Raw genomic sequence first — 16,098 nt, forward strand, 5'->3', positions numbered from 1 at the left:
CTCACGACATGCGGTGTTTGCGCTCGAGCAGCTTGTGGATGAGCGGCGTAAAGATCAGCTGCATGGCGAGATCGAGCTTGTCGCCCGGCACCACGATGGAATTGGCGCGTGACATGAAGCTGTTGTTGAGCATCGACAGCAGGTAGGGGAAATCGATGCTTTGCGGTTTGGCGAAGCGGATGACCAGGATGGATTCGGCGTGCGTCGGTATCCAACGGGCGATGAAGGGGTTGGACGTGTCGACGATCGGCACACGCTGGAAATTGATATCGGTGAGCGAAAACTGCGGGCAGATGTAGTGAACATAGTCGGGCATGCGCCGCAGGATGGTGTCGGTCACGGCCTCGGTGGAGTAGCCGCGCGTCGCTTTGTCGCGATGGATCTTCTGGATCCATTCGAGGTTGATCACCGGAACGACGCCGATCTTCAGATCGCAATGCTGGGCCAGATTGACCGTGTCGGTGACGGCACAGCCATGCAATCCCTCGTAGAACAGGAGATCGCTGTCGCCAAACTCTTCCCAGTTCGTAAATGTACCGGGTTCCGCGCCGTATTTCACGGCCTCGCCGTCGTCGTGCACGTAGTGACGGGTGCGCCCGACACCGCGTCTGCCATATTCGGCAAAGACGCTTTCCAGGATTTCCAGCTCGTTCGCCTCGGCGGAGAAGTGGGTGAAGTCGACGCCTCGCGCTTTCTCCTCCGCTATCTTGCGGCGCATGGTTTCGCGGTCGTAGCGGTGGAAAGCATCACCCTCGATGAAGGACGCCGAGATGTTCTCGCGCTTGAAAATCTTCTCGAAGGTATCCTTCACCGTCGTGGTGCCGGCGCCAGAGGAGCCGGTAATCGATATGATTGGGTATCTGGCTGACATACCGGTCTCCTTTAGGCCCGAAACAGACCGCGCTTGCCGAAAAGCGGTGCGCGTTCGCCAATCATGTTCGGGTCGACGTGATAGCGGGCGACGCGCGCCACTTCGCGGCGCGAGCCGAAAGCCAGCGGCACGCGCTGGTGCAGGCTTTCCGGAACGAGATCGAGAATGCGCGTGATCGAGTTTGTGGCCGCGCCGCCGGCATTCTCGACGATGAAGGCGATCGGGTTGGCCTCGTAAACCAGCCGCAGCCGGCCCTGGCCGTAGCCTTTTCGGCCGTCGGCGGGGTACAGGAATATCCCGCCGCAGACCAGGATCCGATAAGCCTCGGCGACCAGCGAGGCGATCCACCGCATGTTGAAGTCCCGCTCGCGCGGCCCCTCCGAGCCTGCCAGGCAATCGTCGACATAGAGCCGGATCGCTTCTTCCCAGTGTCGATAGTTCGACATGTTGATGGCGAATTCGCTGGTGCGCTCCGGGATGCCGACCGACTTGTAGGCCTCTACGAAGCATCCGAGCCGGTTGGAGAAGATGAAGATCTCGGTGCCCTTGCCAAGCGACAGCACGAGCGTGGTTTGTGGTCCGTAGACGAAGAAGCCGGCCGCCAGTTGCTGGTTTCCGGGCTGCAGAAAGGACTGCGTGGGGTCCAAGTCTGGTCCCTTGATGGCGGGCAGCACGGAGAAAACCGTGCCGATGGAGACGTTGTTGTCAATGTTCGACGAGCCGTCGAGCGGATCGATGGCAACCGCCAGGCGCGCCGCCGGGTCGAGCGCGACAGGCTTCTCCAGCTCTTCCGAGGCGTAGTATGCGACCGGTGCGCCCTGCAGGCACGACAGGAAGAGCTCGTTGCACAGGACATCCAGATTCCTCTGCAGGTCGCCGTCGGCATTGCTGTCGCCGCGGCTACCGTTGAACGCGGTGTCGAGCGCTCCCTGATTGATGATTTTACGGACGACGAGGGCGGCCGTTGCCAGCCTCTGGATCACTGCGGCCACGTCCGGCGCCAGATCGTCGCCGTTCGCCGTACGTGAGGCGAGATAAGCCTCGAGAGTTGCACCTGACATGATCTCTCCTCCCACGATGTCCAGGAAAGGATGGCGCAAAAGGACGATTTGTAAAATTTATTCGATTGACTATGGAAGTTAGCTTTACTTACTTTGCTACTGCATGCGCAACGTAACCCTTCGCCAACTCCGCATTGTCGAGGCCATTTGCAGGCTGGGGAGAATCAACCTCGCGGCCGAGGCCTTGCGCGTGACCGGACCGGCTCTCACCCTACAGATCCAGCAGCTGGAGCGGGACGCCGGCGTCCCGCTGTTCGATAGGACGCGCAACGGCATGGTTCCGACCGCTTACGGGATCGCTTTCCTGGAGGCGGCGCGGGCGGTCGAGGACAGCCTCGTCCGGCTCGAGGATTCGATTAGCGCCATCAAGGGGCTGAGGACCGGGCGGTTACGTCTCGGTGTCGTGTCGACCGGAAAATACTTCGCGCCGCAACTGATTGCCGCCTTTCGCGATCAGGTTCCGGGCATCGAGATCAACCTCTTCATCGGCAATCGCGCCGAGATCATTGCCAAGTTGAGGGATCACGAAATCGATATCGCCCTCATGGGGCGGCCGCCGCGCGACGTCGAGGTGCGCGCTGAGGTGTTCGGCGACCACCCGCTGGTCTTCATCGCCTCCGCCGGTCATGCGCTCGCAGGCGTCCTGGAAATTCCGCGAGAGCGGATTGCCCAGGAGCAGTTCCTGGTGCGTGAAAAGGGGTCGGGGACGCGCATCTCGCTTGAGATCTTTCTGAGCGACACGCCGCACAAGCTGGAGGAACTCGGCACGGAGATCGCATCGAACGAGACGATCAAGCAGGCTGTCATCGCTGGTCTGGGAATTGCCTTTATCTCGGCCCATACTATCGAGCAGGAGGTCAAGCTCGGCCGGTTGGTCATACTCGACGTGGTCGAGACGCCGATCCGCCGGCAATGGTTCAGCGTATCACGCTCGGACCGCGTCACGACCCCGGCGATGCAGGCTTTCGAGCGGTTCCTGCTGGCGCAGGGCGCGCGATATCTGCCGGTGGTCAGCAAGCCCTATCCGGCCAACGCGTTCCGTTGAGCCGGGCGGCGACGGAAGGCCGCAAAGCTAGCGCTCCCGCAGCAGGAAACGTGGTGTCGACCGCCACCTTGGTCTTAATTGTGAGGCCACTGAACGGTTGATACCATTCGAGATAGAGGGTGGAGGACCCTCGCACGAGATCAACCGTTACGGTCGCCATCAGGTTCCGTCTGCGGCGATAGCGGTTTCGAAACCCGGCGGTGGCGACGCCGGGAATGCCGGTGCGGTGAGGCCGCTCCGGCTCTTCACCCAGGCGGCGCTCGTCGAGAGCAAAGCTTGCTTCGTGTACGGCCCGGTTGCGAGGCGCCGGCAATGCAGGGCGGCACATTGATCTGGACGAATGGAGGAGACATGTCCTGGCATAAACCGAAATTCATTGAAGTCAGCTGCGCGATGGAAATCACCCGCTACGCTCCTGCGGACGGGGATGAACCGATCCTGTTCTAGATCGCGATGGTTCCGGTCGGATCGACGCAAAATCACGACCGTGATCCATTCCAAGAAATTAGAGCGGGATGCCGGCAAAGAGCGACGCATTTCATCCCGCTCTAAGACGCGGCCATAGGAGGATCGGGTTTATCCGGTGAAGAAATCGTCCGATCTTCGCATCATTGTTCTGGGGGCGGCCGCCGGCGGCGGTCTTCCACAATGGAATTGCGGGTGCCTGAACTGCACCATGGCGCGCGATCCGGGCTCCGCCGTCAAGCCGCAAAGCCAATCATCGCTTGCCGTCAGCCGCGATGGCGAAGCCTGGGCCGTCTTCAATGCCTCTCCGGACATCCGCCAGCAGATTCAGCACAATCGTCCACTGCAGCCGCGCCGCCTGCGTCACAGCCCGATCAAAAGCGTGGTACTGACCAACGGCGACATCGATCATCTCGCCGGGCTTCTCGTTCTGCGGGAGAAACAGCCGTTGACGGTGTTTTCCACAGGCTCGGTCGGCGAGATCATCGCCGACAATCCGGTCTTCGGCGTCCTCGATCCGGACCTGGTTGCAAGGAGGAGCGTCGTGATCGAGGAAGCCTTCTCTCCACTTCCCGACCTCGAGGCGCGGCTCTTCGCCGTTCCGGGCAAGGTTCCGCTTTTCCTCGAAGAAGGCGAACCGGATCTGAACGTCGAGGGCGAAAACACGGTCGGGATCGAGCTCAGGGCCGGCAACGAACGCGTCTATTACATTCCGGGCTGCGCCATGATCAATGATGCCCTGGCTGCGCGCCTCCGGGATGCAGACGCGCTGTTCTTCGACGGCACGCTCTTTACCGACCGTGAGATGATCGCGACAGGTACGGGGCGCAAGACGGGCCGCCGCATGGGCCACATGCCGATCAGCGGCGAGGGCGGCAGCCTCGACGCACTCGACGGCCTGAACATTCGCCGAAAAGTCTATATCCACATCAACAACACGAACCCGATCTGGCGGGCTGGTCCCGAACGCGCCACGGTGGAAAACCGCGGCTTTGAAGTCGGATTCGACGGCATGGAGATTCGGCTGTGACGACGGCAAGCGACAAGCAAGATTTTCACGCGCGCCTTCTGGCTATCGGCAAGGAACGCTATCACGATAAGCATCCCTTCCATGCGATGCTCCACGGCGGCCGCGCAACGATGACGCAGGTCCGCGCATGGGTCATCAACCGCTACTACTACCAGAGCCGCATTCCGATGAAGGACGCGGCCTTCCTGTCGCGCTGCGACGACCCGGATCTGCGCCGTGCCTGGCGCTCGCGGATCGAAGACCATGACGGCGGCGTCGACGAGGGCGGCGGCATCCGCCGCTGGCTGCGTCTCGCGGAAGCCGTCGGCCTCGATCCCGCCTATGTCGCTTCGACCAGGGGCGTCCTGCCTACGACCCGATTTGCTGTCGACGCCTATGTGTCGTTCGTGCGGGAGAAGCCGCTCCTCGAGGCGGTGGCCTCCTCGCTCACCGAGCTATTTGCGCCCAAGATCCATTCGGAGCGCATTGCCGGGCTGCTTGAGCACTATACGTTCGCGGACGATGCGGCACTCGCCTACTTTCGGCAAAGACTGGCGGAGGCGCCGCACGACGTCGAATTCGGCCTTGCCTATGTGCTCGACCACGCCGATACGGCCGAAAAACAGGATGCCGCCGCCGCGGCGCTCACCTTCAAGACGGACGTTCTGTGGTCGCAGCTCGACGCACTTTACTCCGCTTATGTGATGCCTGGCCGGATTCCGCCGGGCGGCTGGGACGGCGAGCAAGGTGTCGTCGGCGATCCGACGGCGAAGGAGGCGGCGGAATGAGCGCCGACACGCCGGCGATTTCTGGGGCGAGCGTCGTCAAGTTGGCACGCGGCGTGCGGCTGCATGAGGATCCGGTCCGCGGCCAGATGGTCCTGTTGGCACCGGAGCGGGCGATGGCGCTTGACGATATCGCCGTCGCAATCGTGCAAGCGCTTGACGGCAAGCGGAGCCTCGACCGGATCGCCGGCGACTTTGCCGCCAAGTTCGACGCCCCCGTCGCGGAGATAGCCGGCGACGTCAGGGCCTTCGCCCAGGAGCTTGCCATCCGCCGCCTGCTGGAGATCGTCGAATGAGCAGCGCCATCGCCTCCACAGTCCATTCCGCGCCCGTTCAGCGCGTGCCGCCGCCGATGGCGATGCTGGCGGAGCTGACCCATCGCTGTCCGCTGGCCTGCCCCTATTGCTCCAACCCGACCGCCCTGACGCCGGCGGGCGAGGAACTGTCCACCGAGGAATGGATCGGCGTCTTCAGCCAGGCGGCCGACCTCGGCGTGCTGCATCTGCATCTGTCGGGCGGGGAGCCGGCGGCGCGACGGGATCTCGTCGAACTGACGCGGGCGGCGGTTTCACTGGGGCTTTACACCAATCTGATCACGTCGGGCGTGGGGTTGACGGAGGCCAGGATCAACGACCTGGCCGAGGCCGGTCTCGACCACATCCAGTTGTCGATCCAGGATGTTTCTCCCGAAAGCGCCGACCGGATCGGTGGCTACAAGGGTGGCCATGAACGAAAGATGGCCGTCGCAAACTGGGTGGCGGCCACCGGCATCCCGTTGACGGTCAACGCCGTCTGCCACAGGCAGAACATGGGCGAGATCGACGCCCTGATCGAGCTGGCGATCCGGCTTGGGGCGCGGCGGGTGGAGATCGCGACCGTGCAGTTTCACGGCTGGGCCGAGCGCAACAAGGCGGCTCTCATGCCGACGCGCGAACAAGTCGAGCACGCCACGCAAACCGTTGCCGCGGCACGCGAAAAATACCAAGGTATCCTGGTGATCGACTATGTGCCGGCCGACTATTATTCCAAATACCCGAAGGCGTGCATGGGCGGCTGGGGCCGCGTCGGCCTCAATGTCACGCCGTCCGGTCGCGTGCTTCCGTGCCACGCGGCCGAAACGATCCCGAGCCTCACCTTCAAGACCGTCCGCGAAGGCACACTCTCCGAGATCTGGTACGAGAGCGACGCCTTCAACGCCTATCGCGGCGAGGACTGGATGCCGGAACTTTGCCGCAACTGCGAGCGCAAGCAGATCGACTTCGGCGGCTGCCGTTGCCAGGCGATGGCGCTTGCCGGCGACGCGAGCACAACGGATCCGGTCTGCATCCGATCGCCGCTGCGCGAGCGTTTGACGCGGGAGACGGAACGGCTTTCGGCAATGTCGCCGGCCACTTTGACCTACCGCGGACGGTAGAGCTCATTCAGCTCTCGAATGGACATATGATTTGCCGCTGCTGGCCAATGTCCGGAAGACCGGCCAATCCGTAGGCTGTGGGCTCGCTCGCTTGTTTGTGATGCCTGAATGTGGTGCACTGCCCTGGGGCGAAGTTGACCTTTGCCACAAGCGCTCACCTTCACAGGAATGGTTGCATGCGCAAGCTGGCCGCGGTTCTCTGCATTGATGTCGCCGGATACAGCAGGCTGATGGGGCGCGACGAGGCTGGCACACTTGCCCGCGTCAAGGCGGCCTTTGCTGCATTCGGTCCCGCGCTGGAACGACACCACGGTCGCGTCGTCAAGTTGATGGGCGACGGCGCGCTGATTGAGTTCGCAAGCGCAGTTGATGCGGCAGTGTGTGCCATGGCGCTGCAAGGCGTTGCCTCAGCAACCGACCCGACGCTTCGCTTCCGTATGGGACTTAACCTGGGAGATGTGATCGTCGACGAGGGAGATCTCTACGGGGAAGGGGTTAACATCGCAGCGCGGTTGCAGGCCCTCGCCCAGCCGGGCGGTATCATACTCTCCGAGACGGTCCGCGAGCACGTAGCCGGAAAATTGAACGTCGCCCTCGAAGACCTCGGGCCGATGTCGCTGAAGAACATCGAGCGCCCTATCCGTGCCTATGCCATCCAGGGCGATGCACCGACGGAAGCAGGAGTCAGCCGCGAGCGGGTCGGAGTCTGCGTCTTGCCCTTCGCCAATATCAGCGGCGATCCGGAGCAGGACTATTTCAGCGCCGGCGTTACCGAGGACATCATCATCGATCTGAGCAAGCTGTCTTCTTTGACCGTCGTTTCCCGCGCGACATCCTTCGGCATGAAGGGCCAGGGTGCGCAGGCAATCGCCCAGCAGCTCAACGTCGCCTATGTACTGGAAGGCAACGTACGCAAGGCCGGTGAACGAATGCGCCTTTCTGCGAAGCTGATCGACGGGACAAACGACGCGACGGTCTGGGCTGAGCGCTTCGACCGAGACATCAAGGACGTGCTGGCGCTGCAATCGGACCTCGCAAAAGCCGTCGTCGAGGCGCTGCGGCTTCGACTGCTGCCTTCGGAGCGTCAGGCGCTGGAGCGTTACGCGCCGACGGATCCCGAGGCATACAAGCTGTTCCTTCTGGCACGGGAATACAACATCACGGGGTCGGAGCGACACTTGCCATTGATCATCCGGCTCTGCCGCCGCGTGACCGACCTGGAACCGGGCCACGCGCGTGCCTGGGCCTTGCTCGGCGAAACGCTCCATCGCCTCCGGCGCAGCGTCGGCGGTGCCGATACCGGCGAAGCCGAAATTGATCGCGCCCTCGAACTCGATGCCTGCATCGCCAGCGCCCATGCCGCAAAGGCGTTGCAGTTTCTATACAGGGGGCAGTTCGAGGAGGCCGAGCGCCACTGCGGGATCGCGCTCGAGCTCGAGCCGGACGACTACGCCGCCAACCTGGCCGCCGGGCGGACCTTCGTCATGCAGCGCCGGTTCGATGAAGCCATCCGCCACTTTGAGCGGGCCGCAGAGCTCGCGCCGGGAGACTACAATGCTGCCGCCATGGTCATCCAATGCTACCAGGGCAAGGGCGACGAGCAGGCCGCGCGCGATGCTTGCCGCCGTGCGCTGGTGCGGATCGAGCGCATCGTGGCTGCCGAACCTGATCACAGCGGCGCGATCGGGCATGGCGCCGGTGTCCTTGCGCTTCTCGGCGATCATGAGCGGGCCCGCGAATGGGCGTCACGCGCCAGTCTGCTCGAGCCCGATAACATTCAGCTCCAGGTAAACCTTGTTTGTGCCTGGGCGATAAGCGGTGATGCCGCAGCCGCATTGGACGCCCTCGAGCACATTGTCCCCAAGATGAGTCCTGAACTGCTGGTGTGGATGGAAAACGACAATGACCTGGACAGCTTGCGCTCGCTGTCACGGTTCGGTCAAATCATGCTTGCCGCAAGAGCCCGCTCCCAAGATGCAGCTTCGGCTGTCGATGATTAATGGAAGCGTCGCACAAGTGATTGCTGCGCCTCGATAGACCTCTGGTTTGGATCGCTGGCGTTGGCGCGGAACTGCCGCCGGAATCCCGTCTTGGATTTCTGCGCACCACCGACTCTTAGACTGGACGATCGGAGGTTCGCCGACGGTCCTCTCGCAACCTTGGCCATGTTGCCCGCTGGATTTCTCACCGATGGATAGTTCCGCGACAATATGAATGAATGCTGCTGACGGGGGCGTCTCACATGTTCTCCGGTGTCACGATATCAAACGGGACGGTGCGGTGGATTGTGCTCCCCGGTACGTCCTGATTGATCGTCTCGATCATTGTCTGCACCAGCGTGGCAGAGGTCTGCTCCAGCGGATGACAGAGGGCCGCCGTAATCAGGCCCTCGGACAGCCCCTTTCGGGTCTCCGGGCCGATATCCCGGCATACCACGCGGATGTTCCTGCGCCGATCCCCGGGGCCTTCTCTCAGCGCTCGCAAGACCCCGGAGATACCGCCCCCGACGATCAGGATGCCGGCGAGGTCATCCGTTGTCGCGAGCAACTCCTTGATCATCCGGTATGCCTCGCTCGGTTCCTCATGGGTCGGGCGGCTATCCTCAATGGTCAGATGCGGCGCATGTTCGCGCATATAGGAGCGGAAGCTCGCATCGGCGACGTCCTGACACTGGTAGCGGTGGTTGCCGATGAATACAGCAATCCGCCCCGGCTCTGGCGTCATGTGCCCGATAAGCCATGCCGCCGTCCGCCCCATTTTCCAATTATCGGCCCCAACGTAAGCGGCTCTTTCCCGGGCCGATTGATCGGTAATATAGGCGGTGACCGGCTTGCGATGGTCGTGCAGTTCGCGAATGGCCTGCGCGATGACGGGATGATCTGCTGCAACCACCGCGACGGCGTCACAGGCTTCACCAAGGGCCTTCAGTCGACCTGCGATATTCTCAGGCGTTAGAAGGTCCACGAAATCGATCACCGGATCGACGACCTCATCACGCCTTGCGCGGCACGCCTCGACGATCTTCTTGCCGAAGAGCTGGTAAAGCTCCCGGCTGGATTGCTGGAGCAGAAAGCCAAGTCGATATTTCGGCGACGATTTCCGCAGCCGGTCCTCGATAGCGCCGACGCCGTAAAAGCCAATGCGCTCTGCGGCAGCCTGGACGAGCTGCACCGTGGTACCTTTAACCGAAGCGGTGCCGGTAAGGATCCTGTTGACCGTTGAGATGGAGACACCCGCCTCCTTGGCAAGATCGGCAATGGTCGGCCGACGCATGATGTTCTCCCTCTCGCGACGGTGATTGTGTATCATTATGAATGACACTACATGATACTTTTTGTACGTTCAGTATTATTTGCCATTTCTGAAATTTCAAGCAGTCGATATGTTTCTCCTCACGGTCACGCCAGGGAGGCGGGCCAAGGGAGGAGATTGAGATGACCAACTTTCGCCGTCTCGCGGCAACCGTGTCGGCTGCCGCCATCATCACTTGCACTGCAACGGCCGTTATGGCTGCCAACATCTTCGTTGTGGGTGGCAAGCCGGACGATCCGTTCTGGTCGATTGTGAAGCGCGGGGCCGAGGACGCCGGCAAGGTGGTGGAGGCGCAGGGCGGCAAGGTAACCTGGCTCGGGCCCCAGAACTACGACAACCTTGGCGTCGACGCGGCGGAACTCATTCGTCAGGCGATCGACCAGGGCGCCGATGCGATCGTTGGCCCCAACTGGGTGCCGGAAGCCATGGACCCAGCCTTCAAAGCGGTTGTCGACGCCAAAATTCCGCTGGTCATCTATAATGCCGGGGGCATCGAAGCTGCCGACCGCCTGGGCGCCATGAACTATGTCGGTTCCAACGACTACCTGTCCGGAAAGGCTGCAGGCACCTACTTCGCCAAGCATGACCTGAAGAACGCAGTCTGCCTCAACACGCTGCCGGGTGCAGCGAACATCGAGGCCTTCTGCAAAGGCATGATCGATGGTGTCACCGAGGGCGGTGGTGTCGGCTCGTCTTTGCCGCTGCCAGCAACCTCCTTCGGCTCGGCGACTGCCGTGGCGCAGGCCTTGAAGGCGCACCTGCTGCAGAACCCGGATATCAAGGCCGTGTTCGCTATTGGCAACGTCGACACGAACTCGGCGGTCAACGGCGTGACGCAGGCCGGCAAGCAGGGTCAGGTGCACGTCTGCGGCATGAACATGGATGAAACAATCCTGAACAACATCAAGAGCGGCACCCAGCTTTGCGCGATCGACCAGCAGGGTTACCTGCAGGGCTATCTGGCGGTCTCGATCCTGAACGGCAACGTCAACTACGGCCTCACCGTGCCGACCCGGGAAATCCTGACCGGCCCCGGCGTGATCGACAAGGAGAACGTCGAGGCCACCTTGGCGGGTGTGCAGGCGGGTGCCCGCTGAGTCTCGGCTGAGCGTCATGGAACTGCCTGCCGCTTGGGGCAGGCGGCTTCCAATCTTCCAATAGCGGCGACCGTTAGCGGCCATGCGGCTTCGTTGGTGGTATTCAAATGAACACGACAAATAGTGTCCATGTCTCCTCGGTTCCCTCAGGCGGGGAAAACGTAAGAGCAACCGTCGGTCAGCTTTCCCGTCGCCCTGAAGCGGGGTCACTGCTGGGCTTGATCGCGGTGTTTGTCTTCTTCGGCATGCTGGGTGGTCAGGCCTTCCTGTCCCCTGCCGGCTATGCGAGCTGGCTCAACGTCGCCGCCGAGATCGGCATTGTCGCGCTCCCGGTTGGGCTTCTGATGATCGCAGGCGAAATGGACCTCTCGATCGGCGCGGTGATCCCGGCGGCGTCCCTGACGGTCGCCATCATTTCCGGCCACTACGGCCTTCCCGAGATCGTCGGGATTTCCGCCGGTCTGGGCGTCGGGCTCATCGTCGGATTTTTCAACGGCGTTGTCGTCAACCGCACCGCGGTGCCGTCTTTGATCGTCACCATCGGCTCCATGTTCGGCGTCATGGGCCTGACGCTGGGCTTCACCGTACTCATCGCCGGCAGCACCGGCGTGTCGCTCGTGCCGAGTCCGACCGTCAAGGCGATCCTCGGCGATTTTGTCGGCGGCATGTTTCAGGTGACGATCTTCTGGTGGGTCCTGTTCGTCGCGGGATTCTTCTATCTGCTGCACATCTCGCCCGTGGGCAACTGGATCTTCGCCTTGGGTGGCGACAAGGTGTCGGCCCGCAACGCCGGCATCCCGACGGCGAGATTGACCGTCGCGCTCTACATGCTGTCGGGCTTCTCTGCCGCCTTCGTCGGTGTCAGCCAGGTGCTCGTCTACCAAAGTGCACAGGTGCTCGCGGGGCAATCGTTCATTTTCAATTCGATCATGTGCGTGGTCATTGGCGGTGTGCTTCTGACCGGCGGCGCCGGATCGGTGGTGGGCATCGTGCTCGGGACGCTCACCTTCGCGATCGTGAACCAGGGGGTCTACTTCACCGGCATCGACCCGAACCTTGGCAGCGTCATTATCGGCGCGCTCCTGCTCATCGCCGTCATGATGAACGACAAGTTCCGGCTGATGGCGATGGCCTACGCGACGAAAAAGAAGAAGTGAGGGCGAGGAGATGAATGGCTTTTCCATTGGACAATATGTGCGCCGCCCGGAATTCGGAGCCGTGCTGAGCTTCGTCGCCGTGATTGCCTTCTACGTAGCCTTCGGCGGCGTTAGCCTGGGTGCGCTCTTCGGCGCGGCAAGCTGGATCAATTTCGCCGCCAACCTCGGCATCGTCGCCTTGCCCGTCGGCCTCCTGATGATCGCCGGCGAGCTCGACATCTCGATCGGTGCCATGATTCCGGCAGGCTCGATGTCGATCGCCATCCTGTCGGGCTATTACGAGTTGCCGATCGTGATCGGCATGCTTGGAGCGCTCGCCTTCGGCGTTCTGGTGGGGCTTGTCAACGGTTTCCTGGCGGTGCGCACGAGCGTGCCCTCGCTGATCATCACGCTCGGTACGCTGGTTGCGGTCCAGGGGCTGGTGCTCGCGGGATCCGTCATTCTGACAGGAGCCGCCTCGGTTCCGCTCGACGCGCCGGCCTGGGCCAAGACGATCTTCGGCCAGCTCATCCTCGGCAAATTCCAGGTGATCATCCTGTGGTGGTTTGCGCTGACCGTGGTCTTCGGCTTCGTGCTTCACTCGACGCGCTACGGCAACTGGATCTTCGCGATCGGCGGAGACGAGGTCAGCGCCCGCAATGCCGGCATTCCGACCAAGAGGCTCAAGATTGCACTGTTCGTCCTATCGAGCACCGCCGCTTCCTTCGTCGGTATGTGCGGGGCGATCCAGTTCAACTCGGCGCAGGTATCAGGCGGCATGAACTACATCTTCAATACGATCGTCTCGATTGTGGTGGGTGGGGTGCTGCTCACCGGCGGCTTCGGCTCGATCGCCGGGATCTTCCTCGGCGCGCTGACCTTCGCCGTCGTCAACCAGGGCATCTATTTCACCGACATCGACCGCAACTGGTCCAACCTCATTATCGGCGTGATGCTCATGGCCGCTGTCCTGATGAACAATACCTTCCGGCAGATGGCGCTGAGCTTCGTGCCGAAGAGAAAGAAGTGAGTGTTCAACCATGTCTGACAATACTCCGATCCTTGAACTTCAAAATGTCGACAAGAGCTTCGGTCCGATCGACGTTCTGCACGACATTTCCCTCAAGGTCCGTGCGGGTGAAGTGCTCTGCCTGCTTGGCGACAATGGCGCCGGCAAGTCGACGCTCATCAAGACGCTTGCAGGCGTTCACAAGCCGACGCGCGGCACCATCCTGATGGACGGCAAGCCGGTCGAATTCCGAGGGCCGCGTGAGGCGCAGGAGATGGGCATTTCGACTGTACACCAGTTCGGCGGCACCTTTCCGCTGATGTCGATCGGTCGTTCCTTCTTCGTCGGCGTCGAGCCGACCAAGGGTTGGGGCCCCTTCAAGGTCTATGACCGCAAGACGGCCAACGAGATCGCCGTCAAGGCCGTGCAGGACTTCGGCATCACCCGCATCGACGATGGCGATCGTCTGGTCGGCGGGCTTTCAGGCGGTGAACGCCAGTCACTTGCGATTGCCCGTGCGGTGCATTTCGGCGCCCGCGTGCTGATCCTTGATGAACCAACCGCCGCTCTCGGCGTGAAACAGGCGGCGCATGTGCTGCGTATCGTCAACCAGGCGAAACGGCGCGGTCTGGCGGTGATCTTCATCACCCACCAGGTCATGCACGCCATGACGGTGGGTGATCACTTCGCCGTGCTCATCCGCGGAGCCATCGCCGCAGACTTCCGCAGGGGCGAAAAGTCCCGTGAGGAGATCACGGATCTGATGGCGGGTGGGGAAACCATGGCTGATCTGGAGGCTCAAATCGAGACTTACATGGATGCGCACGAGGGTCAGCCGCCGCCGCCAGCCCAGTAATCGCTGACGGTATCACAAACGAATTGCGCAACGCGCACAGCTTCGGAGGCGCCCGAAAAGGCGGCCGCCGGAGAAGGGAAAACTGCGTCCGGAATCTGGAGGTCACAATGAAAATCGCACTCGACCCGTTCATGCATCGGCATCTGTCGCTCGAGGAGTTGCCCGGCAAGGTCAAGGAACTAGGCTACGATTGGATCGAGCTTTCGCCGCGCGGCGATTTCCTCGAATGGTTCAAGGCCCCGCGTGTGTTTCCCGAGCGGATCAAAAGCTTCAAGAAAGCGCTGAAGGAGAGCGATGTCGGCATTGCCTCGCTGTTACCGATGTACCGCTGGGCCTCCAACGACGAGGCGGAGCGGCAGGCGGCGGTCAAGCACTGGAAACGCGCCATCGAGATCTGCGTCGAGATGGAAGTCGACACAATGAATTCCGAGTTTGGCCGCGGCCCGCACCCCGACAAGGGCTCCTGCTACTGCTGCCATACCGGGTCCATGATCGAGGCTTGCGAGGACGCCTGGTGGCGGTCGATGGAAGAGCTCGTGCCGATCTTCGAACGTGAAGGCATCAACCTTCATGTCGAGCCGCACCCCGAAGATTGGTGCGAGACGCTGCAGCCGGCGCTGGACATTATCCGCACGGTCAATTCGAAGAATGTCAAATTCCTCTACTGCGCCCCGCACACCTTCTATTTCGGCGACGACACCAAAGCCATGCTCAGAGAGGCGGCGGACGTTCTTGCCCATGTCCATGTCGGCGACACCTTCAACCACAAAGGTTCGTCGGGGCTGCGCTACATCGTCAACCCGCCGGGCTCGGCTGCCCGGGTACACCAGCATCTCGACATCGGCCAGGGCGAGGTGCCGTGGGACGATTTCTTCGGCACGCTCGCGGAGATCGGTTTCGACGGCATCATGACGGCTTGCGTCTTCGCCTGGGAAGAGCGCGCCGACCACTCCGGGCGCTTCATGCGCGAGAAGATGCAGGAATACGTCGAGAAGTACTGGGGGGCAAAATGACCCTCCAGATTGGCGTCATCGGCACGGGCATGATCGGCCAGGATCATATCCGCCGCCTCACGAAGGTTCTTTCTGGCGTCGAGGTCATGGGTGTCACCGACATCGACCAGGCGCGCGCTGCTGCCGCCGCCCCCGAAGGGGCGGAGGTGTTCGCCACCCCCACGGCCTTGATCTCTTCGGATAAAGTGCAGGCCGTGGTCATCTGCTCCTGGGGACCGGCACATGAGGAGCAGCTGCTCACCTGCATCGCCGCCGGCAAGCCGGTGTTTTGCGAAAAGCCCCTGGTGACATCCGAGGCGGCCGCGCTTCGCGTGATGGAAGCCGAAGTGGCCTTTGGCCGGCGTCTCGTGCAGGTGGGCTTCATGCGGCGTTTCGATGCCGACTATCGCCGCCTCAAGGCGGTGATCGACGGACGGAAACTCGGCGCGCCGCTGATGTTCCATTCCGTGCATCGCAATGCCTCGGTGCCCGAGGGCCTCTACACGTCCGAGATGCCGCTGAACGACACGCTCGTGCATGACGCAGACATCTCCCGCTGGCTCTTGTCAGACGAGATCACTGGGGTCGAAGTGCGTGTGCCGCGCCGTTCCTCGCGCGGCGGTGAATTGCGCGATCCGACCTTCGTGCTCTTGCACATGGCCTCGGGCGCGCTGGTCGATGTCGAGATTTCGGTGAACATCTCCTATGGCTATGACATCCGCGGCGAGGTCAGTTGCGAGACGGGCGTCGCCGCACTGCCGAACCGCCCCGCAACAGTGATTTCGGATTCAAGCGGGATCCGTCAGGCGATCCCCGAGGACTGGCGCGAGCGCTTCATAGAAGCATACGACCAGGAGTTCCGGGAATGGATCGTTGCGGCCTCTGAGGGCACCGCGACGGGTCCGTCCACCTGGGATGGCTACGCGGCCACGCTCGTGGCCGATGCAGCTCTGCGTGCCGTGGCCAGCGGCGGCTTTGAATCAATCAACATGACAGCGAAACCCGGCCTTTACGGACCTCCGACCGCCATGGCGGCGGAATGAACC

General features: G+C 62.2%; 16 protein-coding genes. 13 read left to right on the top strand and 3 right to left on the bottom strand.

Annotated elements, in window-relative coordinates; all coding sequences use genetic code 11:
• Position 1 precedes the first annotated feature (1 nt).
• Together QN222_RS25535 and QN222_RS25540 are read right to left on the bottom strand one after the other, a co-directional pair.
• The gene (locus QN222_RS25535; RefSeq protein WP_283963040.1) at positions 2-871 is read right to left on the bottom strand and encodes a phosphoribulokinase; all 870 of its coding nucleotides are present in this window, start codon (positions 869-871) and stop codon (positions 2-4) included.
• A gap of 11 nt (positions 872-882) precedes the next feature.
• Positions 883-1,932, bottom strand: coding sequence for a class 1 fructose-bisphosphatase (locus tag QN222_RS25540; protein ID WP_283963039.1), 1,050 nt, complete (start codon positions 1,930-1,932; stop codon positions 883-885).
• Positions 1,933-2,035: 103 nt separating this feature from the next.
• Here QN222_RS25540 and QN222_RS25545 point away from each other — a divergent pair, with 103 nt between their 5' ends.
• The 7 genes from QN222_RS25545 to QN222_RS25575 all read left to right on the top strand — a co-directional run bounded on the left by QN222_RS25545 (position 2,036) and on the right by QN222_RS25575 (position 8,650).
• A complete protein-coding gene (locus QN222_RS25545) occupies positions 2,036-2,977 on the top strand; it encodes a LysR family transcriptional regulator (protein ID WP_283963038.1) in 942 nt (313 codons plus the stop codon).
• A gap of 351 nt (positions 2,978-3,328) precedes the next feature.
• Complete coding sequence (gene pqqA / locus QN222_RS25550) at positions 3,329-3,424, top strand: pyrroloquinoline quinone precursor peptide PqqA (RefSeq protein WP_026187092.1); 96 nt, start codon at positions 3,329-3,331, stop codon at positions 3,422-3,424.
• Between the two features lie 136 nt (positions 3,425-3,560).
• On the top strand, positions 3,561-4,472 hold the full coding sequence (pqqB, locus tag QN222_RS25555) for a pyrroloquinoline quinone biosynthesis protein PqqB (protein WP_283963037.1): 912 nt from the start codon (positions 3,561-3,563) through the stop codon (positions 4,470-4,472).
• Entirely contained in the window at positions 4,469-5,239 is a 771-nt protein-coding gene (gene pqqC / locus QN222_RS25560) for a pyrroloquinoline-quinone synthase PqqC (RefSeq protein ID WP_283963036.1), read from the top strand. The genes pqqB and pqqC overlap by 4 nt, the downstream gene beginning before the upstream one ends.
• Positions 5,236-5,532, top strand: coding sequence for a pyrroloquinoline quinone biosynthesis peptide chaperone PqqD (gene pqqD / locus QN222_RS25565; protein WP_283963035.1), 297 nt, complete (start codon positions 5,236-5,238; stop codon positions 5,530-5,532). Before pqqC ends, pqqD begins: the two co-directional genes overlap by 4 nt.
• Positions 5,529-6,650, top strand: coding sequence for a pyrroloquinoline quinone biosynthesis protein PqqE (pqqE, locus tag QN222_RS25570; protein ID WP_283963034.1), 1,122 nt, complete (start codon positions 5,529-5,531; stop codon positions 6,648-6,650). The genes pqqD and pqqE overlap by 4 nt, the downstream gene beginning before the upstream one ends.
• A gap of 176 nt (positions 6,651-6,826) precedes the next feature.
• On the top strand, positions 6,827-8,650 hold the full coding sequence (locus tag QN222_RS25575) for a tetratricopeptide repeat protein (RefSeq protein ID WP_283963033.1): 1,824 nt from the start codon (positions 6,827-6,829) through the stop codon (positions 8,648-8,650).
• A gap of 238 nt (positions 8,651-8,888) precedes the next feature.
• Here the strand turns inward: QN222_RS25575 and QN222_RS25580 are convergent, their stop codons facing one another.
• Complete coding sequence (locus QN222_RS25580; RefSeq protein WP_283963032.1) at positions 8,889-9,923, bottom strand: LacI family DNA-binding transcriptional regulator; 1,035 nt, start codon at positions 9,921-9,923, stop codon at positions 8,889-8,891.
• Between the two features lie 161 nt (positions 9,924-10,084).
• Here QN222_RS25580 and QN222_RS25585 point away from each other — a divergent pair, with 161 nt between their 5' ends.
• The 6 genes from QN222_RS25585 (at position 10,085) to QN222_RS25610 (ending at position 16,095) form a co-directional block, all read left to right on the top strand.
• Complete coding sequence (locus tag QN222_RS25585; RefSeq protein ID WP_283963031.1) at positions 10,085-11,059, top strand: sugar ABC transporter substrate-binding protein; 975 nt, start codon at positions 10,085-10,087, stop codon at positions 11,057-11,059.
• 107 nt (positions 11,060-11,166) lie between these two features.
• A complete protein-coding gene (locus QN222_RS25590) occupies positions 11,167-12,216 on the top strand; it encodes an ABC transporter permease (RefSeq protein ID WP_283963030.1) in 1,050 nt (349 codons plus the stop codon).
• Between the two features lie 10 nt (positions 12,217-12,226).
• Entirely contained in the window at positions 12,227-13,225 is a 999-nt protein-coding gene (locus tag QN222_RS25595) for an ABC transporter permease (protein WP_283963029.1), read from the top strand.
• 10 nt (positions 13,226-13,235) lie between these two features.
• Positions 13,236-14,060 carry an ATP-binding cassette domain-containing protein gene (locus QN222_RS25600; protein ID WP_283963028.1) on the top strand — a complete coding sequence of 275 codons (825 nt, stop codon included), beginning with the start codon at positions 13,236-13,238 and terminating at the stop codon, positions 14,058-14,060.
• Between the two features lie 107 nt (positions 14,061-14,167).
• Complete coding sequence (locus QN222_RS25605; protein ID WP_283963027.1) at positions 14,168-15,073, top strand: sugar phosphate isomerase/epimerase; 906 nt, start codon at positions 14,168-14,170, stop codon at positions 15,071-15,073.
• Positions 15,070-16,095 (top strand): Gfo/Idh/MocA family oxidoreductase, encoded by a 1,026-nt coding sequence (locus QN222_RS25610; protein WP_283963026.1) that lies wholly within the window; start codon positions 15,070-15,072, stop codon positions 16,093-16,095. The genes QN222_RS25605 and QN222_RS25610 overlap by 4 nt, the downstream gene beginning before the upstream one ends.
• Positions 16,096-16,098: the final 3 nt, after the last annotated feature.

This window comes from Sinorhizobium sp. 6-70, from assembly GCF_030124375.1.
GTDB lineage: Bacteria > Pseudomonadota > Alphaproteobacteria > Rhizobiales > Rhizobiaceae > Sinorhizobium.